The sequence below is a fragment of the Calyptranema fuscum S582 genome (assembly GCF_055793305.1).
Map to the genome: position 1 here is coordinate 21,224 of NZ_JBSLYH010000035.1, position 25,014 is coordinate 46,237.

5 protein-coding genes are annotated in these 25,014 nt (G+C 44.9%); 1 reads left to right on the forward strand and 4 read right to left on the reverse strand.

Translation table 11 applies throughout. The features are described from left to right. Nucleotides 1-60 precede the first annotated feature (60 nt). The 3 genes from ACR6Z4_RS21485 to ACR6Z4_RS21495 all read right to left on the reverse strand — a co-directional run bounded on the left by ACR6Z4_RS21485 (nt 61) and on the right by ACR6Z4_RS21495 (nt 12,253). The gene (locus ACR6Z4_RS21485; RefSeq protein WP_479719372.1) at nt 61-3,273 is read right to left on the reverse strand and encodes a CHAT domain-containing protein; all 3,213 of its coding nucleotides are present in this window, start codon (nt 3,271-3,273) and stop codon (nt 61-63) included. Further along, nucleotides 3,222-5,462, reverse strand: a complete 2,241-nt coding sequence (locus tag ACR6Z4_RS21490) for a ShlB/FhaC/HecB family hemolysin secretion/activation protein (RefSeq protein ID WP_479719373.1) — start codon at nt 5,460-5,462, stop codon at nt 3,222-3,224. The genes ACR6Z4_RS21485 and ACR6Z4_RS21490 overlap by 52 nt, the downstream gene beginning before the upstream one ends. Nucleotides 5,463-5,602: 140 nt before the next feature. After that, nucleotides 5,603-12,253, reverse strand: coding sequence for a two-partner secretion domain-containing protein (locus ACR6Z4_RS21495; RefSeq protein WP_479719374.1), 6,651 nt, complete (start codon nt 12,251-12,253; stop codon nt 5,603-5,605). A gap of 393 nt (nt 12,254-12,646) precedes the next feature. Here ACR6Z4_RS21495 and ACR6Z4_RS21500 point away from each other — a divergent pair, with 393 nt between their 5' ends. After that, nucleotides 12,647-23,536, forward strand: a complete 10,890-nt coding sequence (locus ACR6Z4_RS21500; RefSeq protein WP_479719375.1) for a putative Ig domain-containing protein — start codon at nt 12,647-12,649, stop codon at nt 23,534-23,536. A gap of 61 nt (nt 23,537-23,597) precedes the next feature. Here the strand turns inward: ACR6Z4_RS21500 and ACR6Z4_RS21505 are convergent, their stop codons facing one another. Continuing rightward, on the reverse strand, nt 23,598-24,872 hold the full coding sequence (locus ACR6Z4_RS21505; protein ID WP_479719376.1) for an IS256 family transposase: 1,275 nt from the start codon (nt 24,870-24,872) through the stop codon (nt 23,598-23,600). Nucleotides 24,873-25,014 lie beyond the last annotated feature (142 nt).

Genomic DNA, 25,014 nt, shown 5'->3' on the forward strand with positions numbered 1-25,014 from the left:
ATAATGATCGAGTCGCTGCTCAATTTTGCCTTAGAAAATATTCTATGAAATTTGTCTTAGTTAGAGCCAATTTCCAACTAAGGTATATCCAGCCCAATGATAGGGATGCTGCCAGCCTTCATCTTCAGTTTGTTCACGCAGCAACCATTTTTGTGCTCTTTGAAGTGCTTCTGCTCGGCTAATGTGATCAGCCGTATTCACTAGTTCTCGATAGAACTGTTCTATTAACTTAGCTGAAGAAACCTCAGAGACAGACCATAGAGTTGCTAAAGTACTTCTTGACCCTGCCTTAACTGTCAAACCTGCTAGACCAAGTAGAACTCGCCTATCTCCTTGAGCGGTTTGACAAGCACCTAGAACTAATAACTTAACTCCATCATCATGGGTTTCATTGATTTGCATCAAGTTATCCAAATCCTGTGCGTACAGAACCTTATCAGTAAACGCAATATAAGTCTTTTTAGGATCGGAGCCAAATTTCCCATGAGTCGCTAAATGAACAATATCAAACGAATGATTTTTGAGCTTTTCTTCAAGATTTTTGGTTGTGAATTGTTCATTGCCTGGAGTAACATCTGATTTATCAAATAGAGAATCATCAATAGATGCCGAGTTTCCCAAGGCATTCTGAATTGCTATCACTTGATTGGACACATACTCAAGTGCAGGAAAATCTTCACCGTTTGGATTATTTAATGGTTTAGTTGAACCAGCAACTAAAATTTTTAATTGTCTTGGAAGAGACTTTAACTCTAAGAGTTTTGAACTTGGTGCAATGGAAATGGCATATCTTTCTACTAAATAGTGTTTGCCATCATATAAAGCTGCCATTGGTATATTTTGTAAAGCATCGTCCAAAACAAATACTAAAGTTTTGATAGTTTCATTGTTTGCTAAAATCTCCTCTAAAGGGTGAATTAGCCAGGTATATAATTGTCTTGAAGATTCTTGCTGTAGTGTATCATATCCTTCTAGCTGTTCTCCTTCTAGCTGTTCTCCTACTTGTCCGCTCTCTCCTCTCGCTAGTTGACTACGAAATTCATCAACTACTTTAAAAACCTGTAAGTTAAAGTTTTCGGCAACAGTTATGGGGGGGATATAGTGAAGTTCCTGTTGAGTCTCATTCGATTCACTAGCTTTAGGTATAGAGAGAATAGTGGCTAACCGATCCTTGAGAAGAATTGTATAAATAATGGCTGCATTAGGATCAGTTTGATTCTCCGTAATCTGGATTGTTTGAAGATCACAGCGTAAAAAATTCTCTAATTTAGCTAGTTGCAGACCATCAATTAAATCGATTACCTGCTTGAGAGCAATCTGATCATTAGGTTCAGAAGAATTTAAAAGCAAGTCAACTAATTGGCGGTAAATAGGTTCTACACTATCTCGAAATGAAAACTGTGTATCTGAGTTAATAAAGCGTAAATCACTACGAACAGATTCTAGAGTTGTAACAGCTTGGGTATAAGCGGCGATCGCCTCTCTCTTTTTATTCTCTCTCTGCTCATTTGGGAAAGAATTCGCCTGCATCAGTAACAATTGTCCTAATTGCCATTGCCATTGGTAGGCAATGTCAGGGGCTTCCTGAGGCTGCATTAGGTATAAGGCTTTCTGAGTTTGTTGTTGAGCATTTTGAAGTAGCAATGAGATAACTGGTTGTAATCCTAATTGTTGAGAATGCTCGGCGAGAAGTTCGTATAGTTTCCCAAGATAGCCATCAGCATATGATTCTAATCTGCGACTGCCACTATTATCATCAAGATTCAAATCATTTATTGGATCGTGAAAGCTTTGTGTATGCTGAGATGCCATTTGAGAAGAGTCGAGACATTCAGCTTCTTGTCTTGCTATGACTAATTGTTGGGTAATACCTTTCCAAGAAAATAAAGATGTCTGCCCGCTTGAATCATTATCAAAGCTTATTTCGGAGGATTGACCACACATGCCTCCAGTGCCTTCTTTTTCCATCGCAAGCAATTGTTCAATTTCAGGTTCAGATAATAGTGGAAGAGAAGTAAATTTTTGATAACGCAATAAATTGTTTGCTAAGTTTATCCGGAACCATATCTTTGTTTGGCTCTCAGACAATTCATCTATTTGGTTAAACAGAAACCCCAATGCATTAATTTGCGAGTCAATAACTCTTTTTCGAGCTTTAACTTCATTACTAAGGTATTTAATTTTAGTTTTTAGTCGATCTCCTTCTCGTTCATAAATCGGTAGGTTTAATTTACTTGGCAACTTGACTGCAAAGTTTAAAAGCTCCTCTAGCCATTCTAAATCGTCTATGTAGACATTTAATAAATTAAGGTTTGCTTGAACTTTTAATATTGGGAATGTTGATTGAGCGATGCAGATTGTATATTGATAAGAGATTACAGCAGCTTGATACAGCTCTGTTACTTTTTGATCCGTAATTTGATCCGTAAAATTTTGTGATGGGGAGCAGTTAATTAGTTGATTATTATTGGTATTGTAATTATGTTCAGTATTCTGTCGATCGCGCTCCAAATTTCCTTTCGCTCTGAATGTATTGCCTAAACTCAGAAATGTAGCAGCCTTTGCCCTGTCTACTTCAGGGGAAGGACTACCAAGAACTTTTAAGCTTCTCTGAAGAACTTTTTCTGAGTTATCTAACTGTCCAACAGTTCGCAAAACATCACCGAGAATGCGTAGACTATTAGCCTGTACGGTATCTCGTTGAGCTAGAGCACCATGCACTTGCCACAATTCTTGCTGTGGTTCTTGTTGCGATTCTGGTAAGTCTATATCTTTACAAATGGAGGGTTCATCAGATGGTTCTAATTCTTCGGCGGGTAAGTGCAATTCTTCAGCAGATAATCCTAAAGCGTCTGCCAATGTCTCGCAGGCTCGTAATTGTTGCCCCATTTCCATCTGCAAGCGTCCCAAATTGACTAGAGTAATGGCTCGCTGTCGCTCTTGACCTGCCCGTTCAGATTCTTGACCTGTTCGTTCAAATTCTTGTGCTGCCTGTTCAAACCTCTCTGCTGCTCGCTCCAGGCAAGTATATACTGCTCCAAGATCTCTGCCCTGATAAATGGTTTCATCGAGTTGAGCCGGGCAGCTTGGATTTTCCTCAGATGCTTGAGACAAAACGGGAGAGGTACCCACTACAAGGCAAGTGGTTACTAGGCTGAGGGCGATCGCACACCAGTATCTTTTGGAGTGGAAGATACGGAACATCTGCAACGGGGTGTTGCTCAAAAACTTAGACCTAAAGATGCCGAAAAATGCAATCCATTTTCTTGCCATGTTCTATCTCTCCCATTGATGGAAATTAAAGGGATGCCCCAATCTAGACGGGCTGTAATCGTTGGATCTGTAAGTTTTGGAGGGCTATTTTGCCATTGCACCCCGATGCCAACCGATGCCAAAGCATTTGGGTTGGGGTTGGTTCGTATAGAATCGTTCCAGACTACGCCATAGTCTACGAATGGAATCAGGTGTAACACGCTATCTAAAGCGGGTATTCGTAAAACGGGTAATTGCACCTCTGCGGAAGCAAAAAAGCCGTTATCGCCCTGGAGGGCATCCTGCCGATAGCCCCGCACACTACTGGCTCCGCCGATCGCAAATTGTTCAGAAGAGAGGAGCGATTGATCGGCGAGCTGGGCATTCATCTGTAATGACAAACGAGCGCCATCGAGCCGATCATCCAGACGGTGAACCCACTGAGCCTGTCCTTGCCAGCTAAAGAAGCGGCTATCGGGAATGGAACCGATTTCTGCCACGGGTTCATTCACCGTAGAACCAAACGCATCTAAGCCTAAACTCAATTGCGATCGCACTGCAATTACATCTCTTGCGTTCTGCCGCAGCCATTCTTGAGAAAACCGCAATGCTGTAACATGAGAACGTCCATCCTCTTCAACACCGAGGGAGAGTGGAATTGGCATATCAAGGACAGTCGTAGCGCTATTTTGGACTGACAGTGATATACCTAACGCGAATTCTTCAAATGTGCGTGTTGATGGGCGTTGCTGAGTGGCGTCGTCGGATGAGCTTTCAAGGCTTTCATCTGATTCATCCTCCGATTCCTCAACGTCTGTTGATGCATTGAGATTGATAGGAAAGACTCGTCGAATAATGGGTTGACGCAACGCAATTTCGTAACTGTTGGAAGTAGAATCAATATCTAATCGATCGAAGGGCGGTTCAATCACCTGACTAGAGCTTGTATCGTAGCTCAGGCTCAGGGTGCCGTTTTGAGGATTGAGTGGTAGAACATATTGAACATTGAGGCGATCGCTACCATCAGTGCGAGCATAGCCAATGCTGAGTCCGTCTCCTAAACCCAGCACATTAGCATGGGTCAATTCGATTTGCTGTTGTAAACTCCCAATTCCGGGCGATCGCGAATTATCAACTGTTGTGTTGATGCTGAAGGGCGGTGCTTCATTGACTCGAACTAGCAGTCGGCTTTTACCGGGTGCTGAACCATCGGATAGCTCTACTGAAAGACTTTCAATCAACGGATCAAGTTGCAGTAGCAGTAAATGCTCCTGTAATGTATTGACATTAATCGGCTCTCCTGTTTCAACACCCAATCGCGATCGCACGTAGTTTCTTAACCGCAAATGTCCCATTCTTTCGGGTGTCTGAGGGTCAGCTTCACAAGGATAAGGCTCGATTTGAATACATTCTAATTCGCCCTCTACAACTTGGATAGTGACGATTCCTTCTCCATTTTGAGCATTATCTATGTTGATCGTCGCACCTGCTGCTGCATAGCCTTCCTCATGATAGTGCTCAGCGACATCAACGGCTACTTGAACTAACTCTTCTCGACTAAAGAATCGATGGTGTTCTGGGATCGGAGGAGTTCTCTCTAAAAGTTCTGCCTCATCAAAAACTGTATGGGATAGAGTAGTTGCATCGGGTTGATATGAGTCTGCAAATCTAATCTTAAATTCTGTTACACAAATCTCTGAACTATCAGGCAGAGTTGATTCATCATGAGAACATCCGACTACTCCCGATAGAGTGCTGTCTTCAATGGAGGTGTTTTCAGGTGTTGTAATGCTTCCTGATGGTTGTGGGGGAACTTGAGAAATGTTTTGATGGCTAGGGGCACTGGTGCTAAAGTCTGGGTGATCAAAGACTTCAGGTGAGCCAATAGATAGTGAAGGATCGGTAATGCTTGAGGGGATTTCGATCGCAGGTGCTACTTCAGACGATTCAATCGCTGTGGTGGATTGATTGAATGTCTGGCTGGCTTCAATTGGGGTGAATGTTTCAGGAGGTGCTGGAATCGGTTCTGCTAATATATCAGTATGAAATGATGTAGGAATTGATTCAGGTAAAGGTTGAGGTTCGATCGATGATGGTTCGATGGGTTCTGCGATCGCTGCACGGGCTGTTATCCCGCCAGTCAATACAACTGGACCTAATTGCAACAAGCAGCGAGATACACGATGTCCGCATGGGGGGCGATGGGGCATGATGGGCAGATTCTCGCAAGACTAAAGGTTAAAGCGAGTCATGCCTTCGGGGTCAAGGCATTTCCGTGAATCATATCCCTTAATTTTTCTCTGTGTAACTACTGAAACCCGGATGATTTTGTTTAAAGTTTTGGATGGAATCAACTTTGGCAAGAGGAGAGCGATCGCAACCGATAACCACCCGCATGTGTCTGATACTGCCTGGAACTCTCCATTGCAAACGCTTCATTGTGGGTCGGTGCTTGCGAAGTAGAATCAGAATCCAGGGAAATCCAATCTTCCTCCAGCGTTGTGCCATTGAGTGGATCCTCCGGACGAGGCGGTATGCCTGTCGAACCCACATCGAGAAATTGAGCAGTCCCCCGACCAGTACTTCCTTGACAGCTATCAACCAAATCTGGACTTTCCAGATTTTCAGGCAAGGTATTGAGATTTTGAGCCGGGTCAACATTCAAATTAACATTGATGGTTCCCGTCGCTGTCATATCACTCAGATCTGTATCCCGAAGATTATCCTGAATCTGAAACCCCACATAAGCATTCACATGAATCCCACCCCCACCGTCACCAGATACAGCCAAGATGTCACTATTTTCAATCGGGGCTGCAACTACCACTCCACTAGGAATTCGAATATTCCCATCTGTCCCATCAGAAATGGCTGAGATCTGGCTCTCATGACGCATCAATAGATAATCTTCAGTGTTTAAAGCGATGTTGCCCCCAGTACTATCGTCAGCAGAGGCTAAAAGCCGAGAGTGGTCTAATTTCATGACTTCGGTTTCTAAACCTATCCTTCCTGCATTACCATTTCCTGAGCTTCTAACTGTAATTCGAGAATCTGCTACTGAAACACTATCTCTTGAACGGATATTAACTGCTCCTCCAGTCCCCTGTCCTGTAGTCGTTGCATCTAAGTTAGCTCCATCAGAAATCTCAACTTGATTACTACGTGGTATAAAAATACTGCCCCCATTTCCTAATCCTGAAGTACTAGTTCTAATTTGAGCATGATTGGTGATTGAAACGGAGTCCGAATTGATTCTAATCGTACCCCCTTGACCTGAGTTAGAAGTACTAGCATTGAGTCGAGCGCCGCCGTTCACAGTAGTAGAAAGGCTATCAGAAATTAAAATGTCGCCACCGTCTCCTAAATTAGAAGTGCTGGCATTTAATACAGAATTCTCAGTTACAACAACTGAATCATTATTTTCAAATTGAATACTACCGCCATCTCCCGCTCCAAATGTGTTGACATTTAATTGAGCGTGATTACTCACATTAAGAGAATGGCTATTGAGAATCGAAATATTACCACTGTCACCTAGACTAGAAGTATTAACATTTAATACAGAATTCCCAGTCACAGCAACTGAATCATTATTTCCAAATTGGATATCACCACCATTGCCCAAATTGGTAGTGCTAGCATTTAATCGTGCTCGATTGCTCACATCAAGAGAACGGCTATTGAGAATCGAAATATTACCACTGTCACCTAGACTAGAAGTATTAACATTTAATACAGAATTCCCAGTCACAGCAACTGAATCATTATTTCCAAATTGGATATCACCACCATTGCCCAAATTGGTAGTGCCAGCATTTAATCGTGCTCGATTATTCATCCTAAGAGAACGGCTATTGAGAATCGAAATACTACCGCTGTCACCTAGACTAGAAGTATTAACATTTAATACGGAATTCCTGCCTAAAGTAACTAAATCATTACCTGTAAACCGAATATCACCCCCGTCTCCGAAACTAGACGTACTGGCATTTAATCGGGTACCATCACTCACATCGATAGAGTGGTTATCGAGAATCGAAATGCTTCCTCCGTTGCCAAAACTAGACGTGCTGGCATTTAATCGAGAGTCTTCAGCTAAAGTAACTGAATCATTTTCTCTAAATCGGATATTACCACCATTGCCTAAATCGGAAGTGCTAGCGTTTAATCGAGAATTTTCACTCAGAGTAACTGAACCATTATCTCTAAATAGAATATTGCCGCCATCACCAAAACCAGAGGTGCTGCTATTTAACTGAGCACCATTGCTTACATTTACAGAATCACTATCTTCAATTGAGATATTTCCTCCGTGACCAAAGCCTAAAGTATTGGTACTGAGTTGAGCATGGTTTGCTATTGAAACAGCACCTGCACTCAGTTCAATTTCGCCTCCTCTACCGGCAGAATCAGGAGTGTTGCTTGGATTCAGACTTTGACTAGACAGAGTAGTGTTGTTTCCACTGATAGTAATCCTGTCCAGAGCTTGAATGGTGATATTACCCCCATCACCCGAGGCAGAGGTACTACTGTTTAGTTGAGCACCATTACGTATATTTATAGAATTACTATTGCCAATTGAGATGTTTCCCCCATCTCCAGAGGCAGCAGTACTGCTATTTAACTGAGCACCATTGCTCACATCGGTGGAAAGACTATTGAGAATGGAGATATCACCCCCATTACCAGAGCCAGAAGTTCTAGAATCTAATACGGAATAATTGCTTAAAATAACTGAACCATTATCTCCAGAGCGAAATAAAATATCGCCCCCATAACCAGAACCGGAGGTACTGCTATTTAATCGAGCACCATCACTCACACTGGTGAAATGGCTATTGAGAATTGAAATATTACCGCCATTTCCTAAGCCAATAGTACTTGAATTTAGTTCAGTATTATGACCGATGATAGTAATCCTGTCTAAAGCTTGAATGTCGATATTTCCCCCAGCACCAGAATTGGAGGTACTGCTATTTAACTGAGCACCATTACTCACATTGGTGGAAAGACTATTGAGAATGGAGATATCACCACCATCCCCAGAGCCAGAAGTTCTAGAATCTAATATGGAGTTGCTACTCAAAGCGACTGAGTCATTATCTCTAAATAGAATATCACCTCCATCCCCAGAGCCAGAGGTACTGCTATTTAATCGAACACCATCACTCACACTGCTGGAAAGACTATTGAGGATGGAGATATCACCCCCATTACCAGAGCCAGAAGTTCTAGAATCTAATACAGAATTGTTGCTTAAAGTAACTGAACCATTATTCTCAGAGTGAAATAGAATATCACCTCCATCTCCAAAGCCAGAGGTACTGCTATTTAATCGAACACCATCACTCACACTGATGGAACGGCTATTGAGAATGGAGATATCACCCCCATCTCCTAAACCAATAGTGCTTGAATTTAATGTGGAATTCCTGTTTAGAGTAACTGCATCATTGTCTTGAAATAGAATATCACCCCCATCCCCAGAGCCAGAAGTACTGCTATTTAACTGAGCACCATTACTCACATCTGTGGAACGACTATTGAGAATGGAGATATCACCACCATCCCCAGAGCCAGAAGTTGTAGAATCTAGTACGGAGTTGCTGCTCAAAGCGACTAAGTCATTGTCTCTAAATAGAATATCACCCCCATCCCCAGAGCCAGAAGTACTGCTATTTAACTGAGCACCACTACTTACATTTACAGACTCACTCTCCTCGATTGAGATATTTCCTCCATGACCAAATCCTAAGGTATTGGTATTGATTCGAGCATTGTTTGCTATTGAGACAGTACCTGCACTCAGTCCAATTTCGCCTCCCCTACCGGCAGAACCAGGGATGTTGCTTGTATTCAGACTTCGACTAGACAGTGTAGTGCTGTTTCCACTGATAGTAATCCTGTTCAAAGCCTGAATGTCAATATTGCCGCCATTACCAGAACTACTTGTATCAACCGTTGCAAAGGCACCATTGTCAAAAGAGATTGAATCATTAGCTTGGATACGGATATTTCCTCCATCCCCAGTTCCCCCAGTATCCGTCCGTATATGAGATCTGTTATCAAGGCTGATTGAAGTTTCTGCGAAAAGTCTTGCATTTCCAGCATTACCACTTCCTCTGGTAAAAGCAAAGACATAAGAATCCCTATCAAAGGATATGCTTCCATCTATAGCTCGAATTTCTACATCACCTGCATCTCCTGAGCCTTCAGAAATGGCCTGTATTCGGGCATCATTATCAAAAGATATAGAACCATAATTAGACGTAACAAAAATCTCTCCAGCATCTCCAGCATCGATAATTGAAGTGTTAAGTGTATTAGAACTTATAGAAGTACCTTGGGCAAAGGATATGTTCCCATTCGATAACAGTTCAATAGTGCCTCCATTCCCTTGATTAGAAGTATTTGCATTCAGAAAGGCTCTATTGTCAAACGAGATTGAACCGTTAGCTCGAATTCTAATATCTCCGCCATTACTAGTTCCCCTAGTACCAGTTTGTATATATGATCCATGATCAAAATCGACTGAATCTCCTGTAAAGAGTTCAACATTTCCAGAATTACTATTTCTTCCCGTTGTGCTAGCAAAAATATAAGAATTTCTATCAAAAAAAATGCTTCCATTTATAGTTTGAATTGTTATATTGCTTTGATTTCCTGAAGCTTCAGAGATACTTCCTATTCGGGAATTGTAAAATGATATAGAACCATTTTCTGAGGTTAGAGAGATATTTCCGGCATTCCCAATATTATTTGTGTTAGCAATCATATAAGAATTGTTATTAAATGATATCTCCTCATCTGCTTCCAGTATGATATTCCCTGCATTTCCAATTCCAGAAGTACTTGCCGTTAAGCTTGTACTGTTAAAAAAGATTGAATTTCCAGATTGTATACTGATATTTCCTGAACTCCCTGAACCGTTTGTACGACTATTGATAGCAGAACTCATAAAGTTGATAGAATCTCCTGAGTCAATCGTTATATTACCTCCTTCCCCAGAACCTACGGTATAAGTGTTTATAGATGCATTCTCTGCTAAGACTTGACCTCCCGCACGAATAGTTATGTTACCGCCATTCCCTCGCTGTGATGTTTGACTAATAATGTCTCCTATTGTGGATACTGTGTTGTCAACAAATTGTAGGAATACTGTATTGCCAGCAAGCAAAATAATATTTCCAGCGCGAACATTAGAGGTTCCATAGTTAGAAGCATCCACATAGCTTTGGTTATCGAGATTCCTGTCAGAAATTCTGATATCGTTACGTGCGTCCAAAATCACTGAGTTTCCACTATCAACAGAGGATATACCTGAGAAATTTGTACCTACTGAATCAATTTCAATATTACCTCCTGGCAATGTTAAGTTAGGATAGTATTGGTTGGTTAAAAATACAGTTCCCCCTACATTATTGATAGTATTAATGGTGATATCGGCACTGGTGCCTGTTCCATCCGTAACTGGTGCACTGGGCGAAAATCCACCTATATCTCCAGTTGTTCCAGGGGGGGCAAAGGTAGTGGTTCCGGCACGGATATCTAGGGTGGGTCTAGTGCGACCGTTGATGAAAATGGGATTCCCATTAGATAACCTCACCTCCTCGCTCAAACCTGCTGTGGTGTCTGCCCCTGTAATCGTAATGCGATTGGCGGTAACACTGCCTCCCGCTAAAATGTGTAATGAAGCACCATTGTAACTATCAAAACTGACATCTCCGCTGGCTCGAATGATTGGGTCATAGGGGCTAAATAGATCACCGGGTTGACCATCTAAGTGTTCAATCCGAAAGCTGCCACCACTGGAAAAATGGGCATCTCCACCGACCGTATTGGTAGAGCGCAACAGCATATTGTCCCCTGAAAATAACCCGCTGTCTGGGTGATTCAGGGCAAAAATATCAACGTTTTGTGTGCCTCTCAGGAGTAGGTTTCCTCTAGCAGCGATTGTTAAGGGGGTGGTCGTACTATCTCGAAGCCGCACGGTATCTTGTGCCAGGAGTTGTAGATTGCCAGATGTTTCGATGTGGCTATCTGCCAGGGTCAAATTATGGCTGGCAGACACAGTAGCATTTGCGGCATTCAAGTTTTGAACGGTAATATCTCCTGCCTCAACCAGCAAACCCGTTCCGGGTAATGTCACTTGCCCTGCATTATCTAACAGTGCAACGGTTTCATTGCCCCATCCAGCGACCAAGCCCGATAAGGAGGGTGCAGTTGAAACAATAGGTTGAATCGGATTGGACAAAGCTCGCCCAATAAACTGTCCATTGGGATCGAGCCGTACCACTGGTGCCTGACCATCAGCACGAATCCCTGATACGGTAACCGCTGCAAACTCTGCCTCTGGTGCCGATAGCGTTCCCGTACTGAGGATGCTACCTGCGGCAAGTGTCAGATTTGCACCTGTACGGGTTTGTAACTGTCCTTCATTGACAATCGCTCCAGGGGTTGCTGTCTCAAACTGTAAACCGACGGGTACCGTAACATTAACTGTTAAGAGGGGAGGGCTACCCGGCTGGCTGGCACTGAAGCGTGAACCATCTGGAAAGACTACACTGTTTGCCGTACTGGCGGTGAAAGACCCATTCAGATCTAAACGTGCACCTGGACCAAATAAAACCCCATTGGGATTGAGCAAGAACAAGTTAGCATTGCCCAACACTCCTAACCTGCCATTGATTACAGAAGGGTTTTGACCCGTCACCCGACTGAAGATATTCTCGATCCCTCGCGGATTGCCAAAATAAACCCCCCGTCCTGATTCAACACTGAGTTCTTGAAAACTGTGAAACAGATTGACCCCACGAATCGCCCCACCGTCAATCCGCTGATCGCGCAGATTCATCGCCCGAACCCGTGACTGTTCTTGTCCCAAAGTCTGGTCTGGGATCACTTGAGCGATCGCCGTTTCGCCCCAAGCGATCGCCATACCTCCCAGAGCAACAGAGGTTGCAACGTGCGATCGCCTCAGCCAGGATGATTTATCCATCATAATTCACCGGAGGAAGGATTATTTTGGTTACTAACCCCTTCAAAATTTGGTGCATTGATCAGGACAAACTGAGAAAGTATTACAGTACGTAAAAGTACTGACACAACTTCAATGGATGTGCCATAGTAAGCAAAGAATTTCTTGAAATAAAAAATGTAGCGCATCTACTTCGGAAATCGGCAACGCCACCTCTGCGAATGCGTTAAGGGTGCAGGGTTGCAATCCCTCTTGTCGGTATAGTGCTGGCTACAGCGTAGAAAAATTTGAATTTCCAGCAATACCTGTTTTCTACCAATTCTCTCAATTCTATTTACAGATCTTCGTGGGGGTGGACGGCCGTCCACCCCCACAGCTTGATGAACCTGTGCTTTCCTTGCCCCCATAAGGTTAAACATGAATAATCCGGCTTTTGTTCCTCCTGACAGCGATCGCTTTTGGATTGCCAATCGAGAACTACCCAGAAGGGCTAGACTGATCCAAGATTTTCAGCTTGAAACTGACTTTATCGGTATTGCAAATGTCCGGGGAGTAAGCCGATTGTCAGACCTGGTGTTGATCCAGAGGGGACGAGACACAGTGATCCAGGCTCAGAGACGTACGATCGCCATTCTAGAAGGTATTTGGGTCGCTAATCTACTGCCTGAGATGTTTTTGTTTGATCCTTCGATGCAGAGACATCGTGAGTGTTCTTTACCTCCCGATCGCGTTGAACTCTCCATTAGTGATGTCACTGTGGTAGAAGGTGATGGTAGAAAGCTGGCTTGTTTTACCATCAGCTTATCGCAAGCCAGTAAATTGCCTGTAAGGGTTGACTTTTTTACAGCAAATGGAACGGCAATTGCCAATCAAGATTATCAATCAGTGAGTGGTACGGTCACCTTTGCTCCAGGAGAAATGAGCAAAACAATCACAGTACCAATCCTGGACGATTTGCTGAGTGAGCTGATAGAACAGTTTTCCGTCAACCTTTGCCATCCCAGAAATGCAGTTATCAAGGATGGACAAGGGGTTGGCACGATCCAGGATGATGATCAGATAGTGCAATTGCCAACACTATGGGTGAATGATGCCACCGCTCCAGAAGACGGAGAGACAAGCGCTATAACCTTTATTGTGAGTCTCTCAGCCACCAGTACTCAGACCGTAACAGTGGACTTTACTACAGTTGATGGCACTGCGATCGCAGGCAGGGATTATAGTCCGGTTTTAGGTATGCTTACGTTTTCACCTGGAGAAACGAGCAAAACTGTATCCGTTCTTTTGCTCCCGGATGATCTGGATGAAGCCAATCGGTTCTTTTTGCTCAAGCTCAGCAATGCCAGTCATGCCATCATTATTGTTGACCAAGGTCTGGGATGGATTGAGGATAATGACGAGCCACCCACACTTCAGATCGACGATGCTACCTTGGTTGAGGGAGATACAGCAACGGTCGCAGCAATCTTTACCGTCAGCCTTTCTAAGGCAAGTGGTCAGCTCATTACGGTAGACTTCACTACCGTAGATGGGAGTGCGATCGCAGGTAGCGATTATGAAGCAGTGAATGGTACCCTAACCTTTCTGCCGGGTGAAGCTCTCAAGCAAGTCATCCTGGTTCCCATTCTGGGCGATACGATAGATGAATCAGATGAAGCTTTTTCAGTACAACTGAGTAATGCTATCAATGCAACTATTTTTGATGGGCAGGGCATTGGCACCATTCAAGATAATGATCTGGTATTGCTGGAGGGAACGTCATTCCGAACAGTATATGAGCAAGTTGTTGAAATTCCAGAAAGCTCGTCTATCTTCAGCTTTACCTATACTGATCTGAACTTCGACACAACTGATCCAGACTTTATCAAAGATGCTTTTGAAGTCGCTCTACTAGATGTTCAGGGCAATTCTCTGGTTCATACCATTGCTGAAAATCGAGATGCCTTTTTCAATATCACAGAAGGTCAATCGGTGGCTCTAGCAACTGGAGCCACAATTCAAGAACAGACGGTTCAGGTTAATCTCACGGGCATCACTCCTGGGACTCAGGCAAACCTGGTTTTTCGATTGGTTAACAACGATGCCGATACAACTACATCCGTTCGTCTAACCCATATCAATGTTCAGCCAGGAGATGGCTCGATTCCATCGGCTGTGTCTGTTACAGTAACGAGAGCGATCGCTGAAGAAGCTGTCAATTTTTCCTTACTCTCTGACGTATCTGCAAGTCTGGTTGCGGTATATGGACGCACGTCTTTCAGCGAAGAGACAAACATTCTGTTTGCTGATCTCTCTGTCCGGAATGCAGGACAGTATACAGTGGGTATCCCTCTGGTCGTTGCAATTGGGAATCTCAGCGATGCAAGCGTACAAGTTGTCAATGCAGACGGTATCACACCAGACGGCTTGCCCTACTACACCTTTACTCCCTGGATTGAAGATCAGATCCTGATGCCCGGAGTGGTTACCGGAACGCGAAGCCTACAATTCTTGAATCCCAATGGCGTGCAGTTTAGCTATGACCTGGTTTTCTTTGGGCAGTTAAACCAGCCACCCAAATTTATCACCACTCCCAACACAGAAGCCTTGGTAGGGCGATCGTATCTCTACAACGCGAAAGCAGTTGATCCAAAAAACGATCCACTCACTTATGGTTTATTAGTGGCACCAACGGGAATGACGGTGGATCCAACAACGGGTGAGGTGAGATGGAGTCCCGTGGGTAGCGATATTGGCAATCATTCCGTGACCCTCGAAGTGAATGACGATCGAGGAGGTATATCGCAGCAAAGTTATGTAATCTCTGTTGCTGAGGTTGTCCCTAATCGACCCCCTATTTTTACGTCTGTTCCTGTCGTTTATGCCAATATTGCAGTGGGTTATACCTACCAGGCGACTGCTACAGATGCTGATGGGGATGAACTAAAATTCTCGTTAGTTTCTGCTCCGAGTGGAATGACCATTGCTACTGTAACAGGTGAGATTAATTGGCTTCCTACTGTGGAGCAACTCGGTCGCCAGACTGTGATATTGCAGGTAGAAGATAGTCATGGAAATACTGCAACACAGTCATTTACTATCCTAGTACAACAAAAACCGAATAATTATGCACCAGTCATAATTAGTAAACCCGTTGTTCAATTTGCTATACCCATTCATAAAGCAGATTCATCAATTACCCTAGATGCAGTAATTCGCGATTTTAGTAGTACTCATGCCAATTTTGAGAATAGTGGTCCATTCGGCTTATCTCGAGGGATTGTTGAAAACCAACTTGGTTCAGACCGAAAACCGATCTTGAAAAATGGCTTTAAATATATCACAACTAATCAATTCTACCAGTGGTATCACGATGTCCCAGGTGTTAATCAATCAACAGTTATACCACTGGTATTAACTGAAACTGCTTCAGGAACAGGAATCTATCAATTTTTTAGCAGTAGGTATTTCCCAATTGATGGTCAACTTTTAGGGAATGAAGGACGAAGAAATAATTATCATTTTACTACAGAAATTCATGCCTCTTTTACTTACCAAGGCGGAGAATTCTTAAAATTTGTTGGGGATGACGATGTATGGGTATTTATTAATAATCAGCTAGTGGTTGATTTGGGAGGAATTCATCCTGCTGTTTCTGGCTCTGTCAATTTAGATACGCTAGGACTTACGGTTGGTGAAGCTTATTTTATTGATATTTTTCAAGCAGAACGGCAAACAACAGGTTCTAACTTTCAGCTCCAAACTAGCCTACGACTCACACCGGTGTTAAAACAGGAATATGTTTATCATGTCAATGCGATTGATCCAAATCAGGATGAAATAATTTATTCTTTGGTTGAAGCTCCTACTGGGATGATAATCGATCCGACCAGTGGCTTAATCAAATGGCTTCCTATCAGCTGGGCTCAATCTAAACAAGTATCAGTTAGTGTTCGTGCTGAAGATGCTTATGGTGGTTTTGATATCCAGAACTATTCAATAGAAATAATTGATGTTCCCACAGGCGAAATTCAAGGCATTACATTCAACGACTTTAATAGTAATGGTGTACGGAACGATTTAGAACCGGGACTAGCGGGGGTAGAAATTTATATTGATCTTAACAAGAATGGTCTTTTGGATCCTAACGAACCAACTCAGATAACAAATGAAGCTGGGCAATACCGTTTTACGGGATTAGCAGCTGGTGAATATATTGTTCGTGAGATTGTTCTAGAAGGGTATAAGCAAACATTCCCAGGGATCTCTAGTGCATCTGATGATGCCAATTCCATACCCGGTCTAAGTGGTTTCCATATCGTAGAATTAGGCGTTGGTGAAACTATTATAGGAATTGATTTTGGCAACCAGCGCACTGATGAAGTTTTGCCTAATAAAGTACTAACATTTATTTCAGAACCACCAAACAAGATAACAGTTGGAGCGTGGCTAATCTATGATGCAAATGCTTTCACTCCTAATCAAGTTATTTTAACTTACGATCTATCCCTCAGCCCAGAAGGCATGGCAGTCGATCCTGCGACGGGTGTGGTGATTTGGCAACCCACTATCGAGCAGATTGGGGTGCATGATGTCATCCTGCGAGTGCGGGATAACCAGGGTGGAATCGATTTGCAGTACTTCCAATTGGAAGTGACACCACTGAATACTGCACCAATCTTTACTTCAGTCTTACCCGTCGAGGCTGTGGCTCAAGTTGGGAAGCCTTTTCAGTATCAAGCAAAGGCGATTGATGCAGAGGGCGATCGCATCACCTATGAACTTGGGGCTGGTGTCCCTGCCGGAGTGGTGATTGACAGCGCAACGGGAATCCTGACCTGGCTAGCGACTGCTGAGCAATTGGGAAGGCAGGAAATCACCATCAAAGCAAGTGATGGTCATGGGGGTGAAACCTTGCAGGTGTTACATCTGCAAGTAATCGAAGCCCTATCCAATACGGCTCCAACGATTACCTCCAGTCCTCGCACTGTTAGCCGTGTTGCTATCCCCTATTTCTACAAACTCACCGTTGTAGACCCCGATCACGACCCGCTTCGCTTTACCCTGGTCGAGGCACCAGAGGGGATGACGATTGATTCCCAGGGACGGATTGCCTGGTTACCCGGAGCAGCCCAAATAGGGGCACACACGGTTACGGTTGAGGTGACGGATGGACAGGGAGGGCAAGCAACCCAAACGTTTACCCTAGAGGTTCGTCATTTTGCAGGGAATACTGCCCCCACTATCACCTCAACCCCACCCACGCTGACCAGCATTGAGCAGCTTTATCGGTATCCCCTAACTGCGATTGATTTAGAGGGTGACTATTTGGTCTGGAGTTTGAATCAGGCACCCGCAGGAATGGTGATTGATCCAGAAACCGGGATGCTGGTCTGGCAACCAGAGATGACTCAAATTGGTGAACAGCTGGTTTCTGTGCAGGTCACCGATATGTTGGGAGCTTTCGCTACCCAAACCTTTACCCTTCGGGTTAGAGGAGTTAATACAGCCCCTCAGATCACCTCTACTCCTTCAACACAAATTGGTATTTACCAGCATTACAGCTACAGCGTGAAAGCCAGTGATCCAGAAGGCGACACACTCCGCTTTAGCCTGGAGAACCATCCAGATGGTATGACGATTGACGAGGTAACTGGGCAAATTCAGTGGGTGCCTCAGGCAAATCAGGTTGGCAATCATGTGGTTACCGTTGGGGTTAGCGATAACCAAGGAAATACTAGTCGGCAAACCTATGCCCTGGTGGTTTCCCAAACGCCAATTAACCGTGCCCCTACAATTACTTCCCAACCCGGATTTTGGGCTGACCCGCCTACAGGCTATCGCTATCAGGTGACTGCGACCGATCCTGATGGAGAGGTGCTTACCTTCTCTTTGGTAACTGCTCCAGTAGGCATGACAATCGACGCTACAAGTGGATTGCTGCAATGGATTCCTACAGCAGATCAGGTGGGAAGCCATTCTGTCAGCCTCGCTGCCTTCGACAGGCTAGGACTCGGCGCTATCCAAACTTATACTCTGACGGTTACGGCGGAAAATCATGCTCCTATCATTCGCTCCACTCCAATTCAAACTGTAACGGCAGGTTCTCAATATCACTACGATGTGTGGGCAACGGATCCAGATGGAGAACCGATTGTTTTTGCGCTGACTCACGCGCCTGTGGGGATGATGATTGATTCCTTCGGTCGTCTCACTTGGTCTCCCTCCGTGAATCATCTAGGGAGCCATCCTATAGAGATTGCCGTAACGGATAGTCGGGGAGCGATGACTCTGCAATCCTACCTCCTTACAGTTGCTGTCGATATCCAAGCACCTCAGGTTAACCTGGTTGCCAACAAAACCCGAATTGATGTGGGAGCATCGGTGACGCTAACGGTGATTGCTACGGACAATGTGGGCGTGAAGAGACTGACGCTGGAGGTTAATGGTGAGCCTGTGGCTCTGGATGCTAGTGGGCGGGCAACGGTATTGGTTAGGACTGGAGGTGTGTTTAATGCGATCGCCAAAGCAGTAGATGCGGCTGGAAACGAGGGGTCAGCAACCACCCAGTTTTGGGGCATTTATCCCAGAGATACAACAGCTCCTATTGTTGCCTTTACTTCCCTGCTGGGGGGAGAGATGATTGCTGCTCCCGTAGATGTTATCGGTACGGCAACAGATGAAAATCTTCAGTTCTATACCCTCTCGGTCGCACCTGTGTCTGGCGGAGCGTTTGTGGAGATTGCGCGGGGTAATAGCTCTGTGACTGAAGGAGTGTTGGGTCGGTTTGATCCCTCCACTTGGGCAAATGATAGCTATATTTTGCGTCTATCAGCAACTGATACTAACGGTTTAACTGCCACGGTCGAGACACAGGTGAATATTGCAGGCAACCTGAAGTTAGGGAATTTCCAGTTATCCTTTACTGACCTGTCGATTCCTGTATCAGGGATTCCCATCACCGTTACTCGCACCTATGACACCCTGAATGCTAATTTCAAAGGTGACTTTGGTTATGGCTGGCGACTAGAGTTCCGTAATATGGATTTACGGACGAGTTTGGGGATTGATGAAGCGTTAGAAGAATGGGGCTATGGTTCCAAAGGATTTAAACAAGGAATGCGGGTTTATGTCACGTTGCCAGGAGGACAGCGGCAGAGCTTTACCTTTCAACCTAAACTGGCACCCATCTCTAAATATATGCCGTCCATTATTGATAATTCACCTCTGTATGTCCCTGCTTTTCAGTCAGACCCTGGCGTCACTAGTACCTTGACTGTAAAAAAGATCAATTTGATCACAATTGATACAGATGAGTTTGTGGGGCTAAACGGAGGTAAATATAACCCAGCCAATACAGTCTATGGCTTTGGGGGATACTATGAATTAACCACCCAGGATGGGATTGTTTACCGGATTGATGCCCTTACAGGTTGTTTGCAAACCATTACCGATCGCAATAACAACATTCTAACCTTTACCAAAAGTGGCATTAAGAGTTCTACAGGGCAACAAGTCACTTTTGAACGGGATGCTGAAGGACGAATCACAGCGGCGATCTCCCCGGACGGTTATCGGGTGACCTACCAATATGATGCTCTGAGTAACCTGGTTGCAGTGACGGATCGCGCAGGCAACGTGACACGCTTTGACTATGACACGACCAGAATGCACTACTTAATGCAAGTGATTGATCCATTGGGACGAAGTGGCGTTCGCACGGAGTACGACGAGTTTGGGCGTCTGATTGCGTTAGTTGATGCAGCAGGAAACGCTGTTGAGATGGTTCACGACCCGGAGCATTCTCTGGAAACCGTTCAAGATCAGTTAGGCAATACAACGGTTTATGAATATGACGAGCGAGGTAACGTTCTGGCAGAGATGAATGCCTTAGGTGGCATCACTCGCCGCACCTACGATGCGAATAACAACAAACTAACGGAAACTGATCCATTAGGTAATACCACCCGCTTTACCTACGACAGTAAGGGCAACGTCCTAACAGAAACTGATGCTCTAGGGAATGTCATTCGTTTCACCTATGACTCGAATGGCAATGTTCTCACGACCACTGATCCCTTAGGACAGACGATGACCAATACTTACAATGCTAAAGGTTACCTCACCCAAATTTCAGGACAAGCCAGTGGATCTGTTAGCTTGAGTTATGACGGCTATGGGAATCTTACTTCAATGCAGGATGGCTCAGGAACAACGACGTTTGTGAATGATCCATCGGGGAATGTGATTCGTCAAACAGACGCACTGGGGAACGTTACTACCTTTACCTACGATAAGCAGGGGAATCGGTTATCAGAGACGACAACCCAAACGTTGCCGGGTGGAACGGAGCGGACTCTTGTCACTACGATGGCATACGATGCAGAAGGACGGATGATTCGCAAGGTTGATGCAGCAGGGGGCGTCACTCAGACCATCTACGATGCCGTAGGTCAACGGATTGAAGAAATAGATGCGTTAGGGCGATCGACTCAATACGTCTATGATGAGCGAGGGCAATTGGTCGAAACGATCTATCCTCATGCAAATCCTAATGCAACTCCCGACACAACCTCGGTTCAGGACAGTGGCAATCCTCGTACCCGCGCCGAATATGATGCCAAGGGGCAGGTCATTGCTGAAATTGACGAACTGGGACGACGCACCCAGTTTGTCTATGATGCGCTAGGACGAAAGGTGGCTACTCTCCATCCCGACCGCACCTCAGATGATCCAAGCAGTAATTCTTCTACCCAAACGCCTCGTACCCAAACGGAGTATGATGCGGCGGGTCGGGTGATTGCCGAAATTGATCAACGGGGCAATCGGACTGAGTTTCGCTATGATGCGGCAGGACGGTTGCTCGAAACCATTCTCCCCGATGCCACAGCGGACGACCTGACCGAAAATCCTCGTATCACCAACACCTACGACGCAGCGGGACGACAGTTAACGCAGACCGATCCGTTGGGACGGGTGACTCGCTTCCGGTATGACAATCTGGGTCGTCCCATTGGACAAACCTACGCCGATGGCACTACGACTGCTGTTGAATTTGATGCAGCGGGACGGGTGGCTGCTCGCACTAACCAGGCAGGAATTACTACACAGTTTGAATATGATGCATTGGGTCGTCTCACGGCGGTGATAGATGCACTGGGACAACGGACGACCTACGCTTACAACGAACAAGGCAACCTGATGACCCAGACCGATGCCAGGGGCAACGTCACGCGCTATGAATACGACGAATTGGGTCGCCGAACTGCCACCGAACTTCCTCTAGGAGAGCGATCGCACAACACTTACGATGCCGTAGGGAATCTAATCCGCACCGTTGACTTTAACGGCGACACTCTCACTTATACCTATGACTCGCGCAACAGGTTGATTCGCAAAGACTTGCCTGGTGATACCTTTGATGTCAGCTACACTTATACCCTAACGGGTCAACCGTACGCTGTTACGGATGGACGTGGCGTTACAACCTATTCCTATGATGAGCGCGATCGCCTGATTCAACGCATTGATCCAGATGGGCGCACCATTGCTTACACCTATGATGCAGCAGGAAATCGTACCTCTGTCCAGATTCCTTCTGGCACCACGTCCTACACATTTGATGCTCAAAATCGCCTTAGTACCGTTACCGATCCGGAAGGGGGCGTAACCACCTATCACTATGATGCGATCGGCAATCTGAGCCGCACTGAATTTCCCAATCGCACTGTTGAAACCCGTCAGTACGACAGCCTCAATCGCCTCCTTTATCTGGAAACCACCGCTCCCGATAGCACGATTCTCCAGAGCTTCCGCTACACCCTCGACAAGACTGGAAATCGCACTGCCGTAGACGAACACGACGGTCGCCGCGTCGAATACACTTACGACAACCTTTATCGCCTCACCCAGGAAACCATCTACAACCCTGGAGCCACCACCGCCAGCCGCACCATCAAATATATCTACGATGCAGTCGGTAACCGCCTCAGTCGTGAAGACTCCGCCGAAGGCACCACCACCTACACCTACGATAACAGCGATCGCCTCCTCACCTCTACCACCAACGGCACCATCACTACCTACACCTACGATAACAACGGCAATACAACATCCAAGACAACTGATGGCACCACCATCACCTACCAATGGAGCGCCGAAAATCGCTTGATTGGTGCAGACACCAATGGCGATGGAATCACTGATGTAACTAACCAATACGATGGTGAAGGCATCCGCGTCAGCCAAACCATCAACGGCGAAGAAACCCGCTTCCTGCTAGATAAGAATTTACCCTACGCCCAAGTCCTCGAAGAATACACCCCTGGTGGAATCATCCAGGTTTCCTATATTCACGGAAATGATTTGATTTCACAGGAAAGGAATGATGGGCGATCGTTCTATCATGTTGACGGTTTAGGTAGTACAAGAGCTTTAACAAGCTTAAATGGTACTGTTTCTGATCAATTTGATTATGATCCCTATGGACAATTAATTGGAAAGATTGGAACCATTGAAAATATGTATCTTTTTACTGGTGAGCAACGTGACCTAAATCTGAGCTTGGATTATTTACGAGCAAGGTATCTTGAATTTACGACAGGAAGATTTTTAAGTAGAGATCCATGGGAGGGGAGCCAGATTGATCCACCCAGCCTGCATAAGTACTTGTATGTTCATGCTAATCCTGTGATAGGACTTGATCCGAGTGGAGAATTTACTCTTTTTGACACGATTTCGACTCTTTCGAGTTATGTAAATTTTATAGGTTCTCTAGCTTCTTCCTTTACGCTAGGGTATTCAGTTGGGTCATATATCAATAAGGTTTCGGAAGAAGACATCGATTCTTTATCAGACCATGTAGATGAATTGTTAGATATTGGAGTGCAGACTATTTTGATGTTTGGAAGTCTTTCAACATTCAATAGATTATTCGCACAAATACTTGGTCCGCTTGGGAAAGCTAAATTTCTATCCTTGGGCAGTCGAAGTGGTAAATTAGGGAAAGCTGCTGAAACTTTCATTGCAAATAAATATTCTATGTTTAGAAATACGACAAAAGTAGTCAATGGGAAAGTACCTGACTTTGTTGGGAGGACTTCTATTCGAGAGGTTAAGAATCGTTATAGAATAAGCATTAACGCTCAAAATAAACAGTTGCTAAATTTAGCAGAATGGGCTGCTAAGGAAGGAAAAACCTTTTACATTCATGTAAGACCCTCGACCAAGGGTGTTTCAAGCACTTTGGAGCAGCTTAGAAGTAGATTTCCGAGCTTAAGAGTTGAAGCGATACGCGATATTCCGGAAACTCTTGCTGTTGTAAAATGATTTTGGTATAGCACATCATTAATTTAGTGAGTTATTGTCAAATCTGGTGTATGAAGAAGAATTAAGCAGCGTCCTGGTGGGTAGTTGAATCGTCTTTGTGATCTGCACGAATCCCATCTTTGAACTTGACTCCTTCAATCACCTCCGCTAATCGTTTGAATCCTCGAATCCGTAACCATCGTTTCTGAGCGCTCTGCACTAACTTGAACACCAACGACAAAATACTGTCTTGAGAAACACAACCTCGTGTTTTATCAGTTCTCAGACGCACCGTCGCAAAGGTTGATTCAATCGGATTGGTGGTGCGAATATGCACCCAATGCTCTGCCGGAAAATCATAGAATGCCAAGAGCGCATCACGGTCTTTAGACAAGCACTCCACAGCCTTAGGGTACTTGGTGTCATAGGTTTTGATAAATCGCTCAAATGCTGTTTGGGCATCGGCTTTTGTCTCTGCCATATAGATCTCATGTAGGGCAGATTTGGCTTTCGGTTGCTGACTCTTCGGCAAATTGTTGAGCACGTTAGCGGTTTTATGTACCCAGCACCGCTGCACACGAGTGGTGGGAAATACTTGTGCTAGCGCCTTCCAAAACCCTAATGACCCATCGCCAATTGCCAGCTCTGGAGCCTCTTTCAGCCCTTGGTCTTGTAGGCGTAACAACAACGGTTTCCAACTCAATTCGGATTCTCGAAATCCCGCTTCCAATCCCAGCAGTTCCTTGGTTCCTGTATCCGTAACACCGATGACCACCAGAATGCACTGGCGGTTGTCCTCGTTACGGATGTTGAAGTAGATCCCGTCTGCCCAGATATAAACGTAGCGTTTACCAACCAAGGATCGCTTCTGCCACTGTTGATGCTCATCAATCCATTGCGCCTTCAATCGGCTAATCGTACTGGACGACAAGCCTTTTGCCTGTGGTCCTAGCAACGATGCCAACGCTTCTGCAAAATCCCCCGTTGACACTCCTTTGAGGTACAGCCAAGGCAGTACTTCCTCCACACTCTGGGAACGTTTCAGATAGGGTGGTAACAACGATGAGTTGAACTTTATACCACTGCCACTGCGGTCACGCACCTTCGGCACTTGAATCTCCACCTCCCCAACCCCGGTCATAATCGTGCGCTCTGGCAAGTATCCATTACGAACAACCGCCTGTCGTCCCTGGTTATCTTTGAGGGACTGGTACTGAGCAAGAAACTCTTTCAACTCTGCTTCGACCGCTTGAGCAATGATTTGGCGAGCACCCTGACGAACGAGTTCACTCAAGGCATCGCTGAAGGGTGCGGCTGTTTCTGACGGTTGAAATGCAATAACATTGTCGTTACTCATGGTGTATCCTCGTCTGGTCTTTTTCCTTATCCAGCAGGATACGCCCTTTCTTCTCCTTTAGTCATACACCACAAATAAACATAGCTCTAATTTAGTTGATGGATGCAACCTCTGTTACCGTAGGCTGAATGTGAAGCAGGAA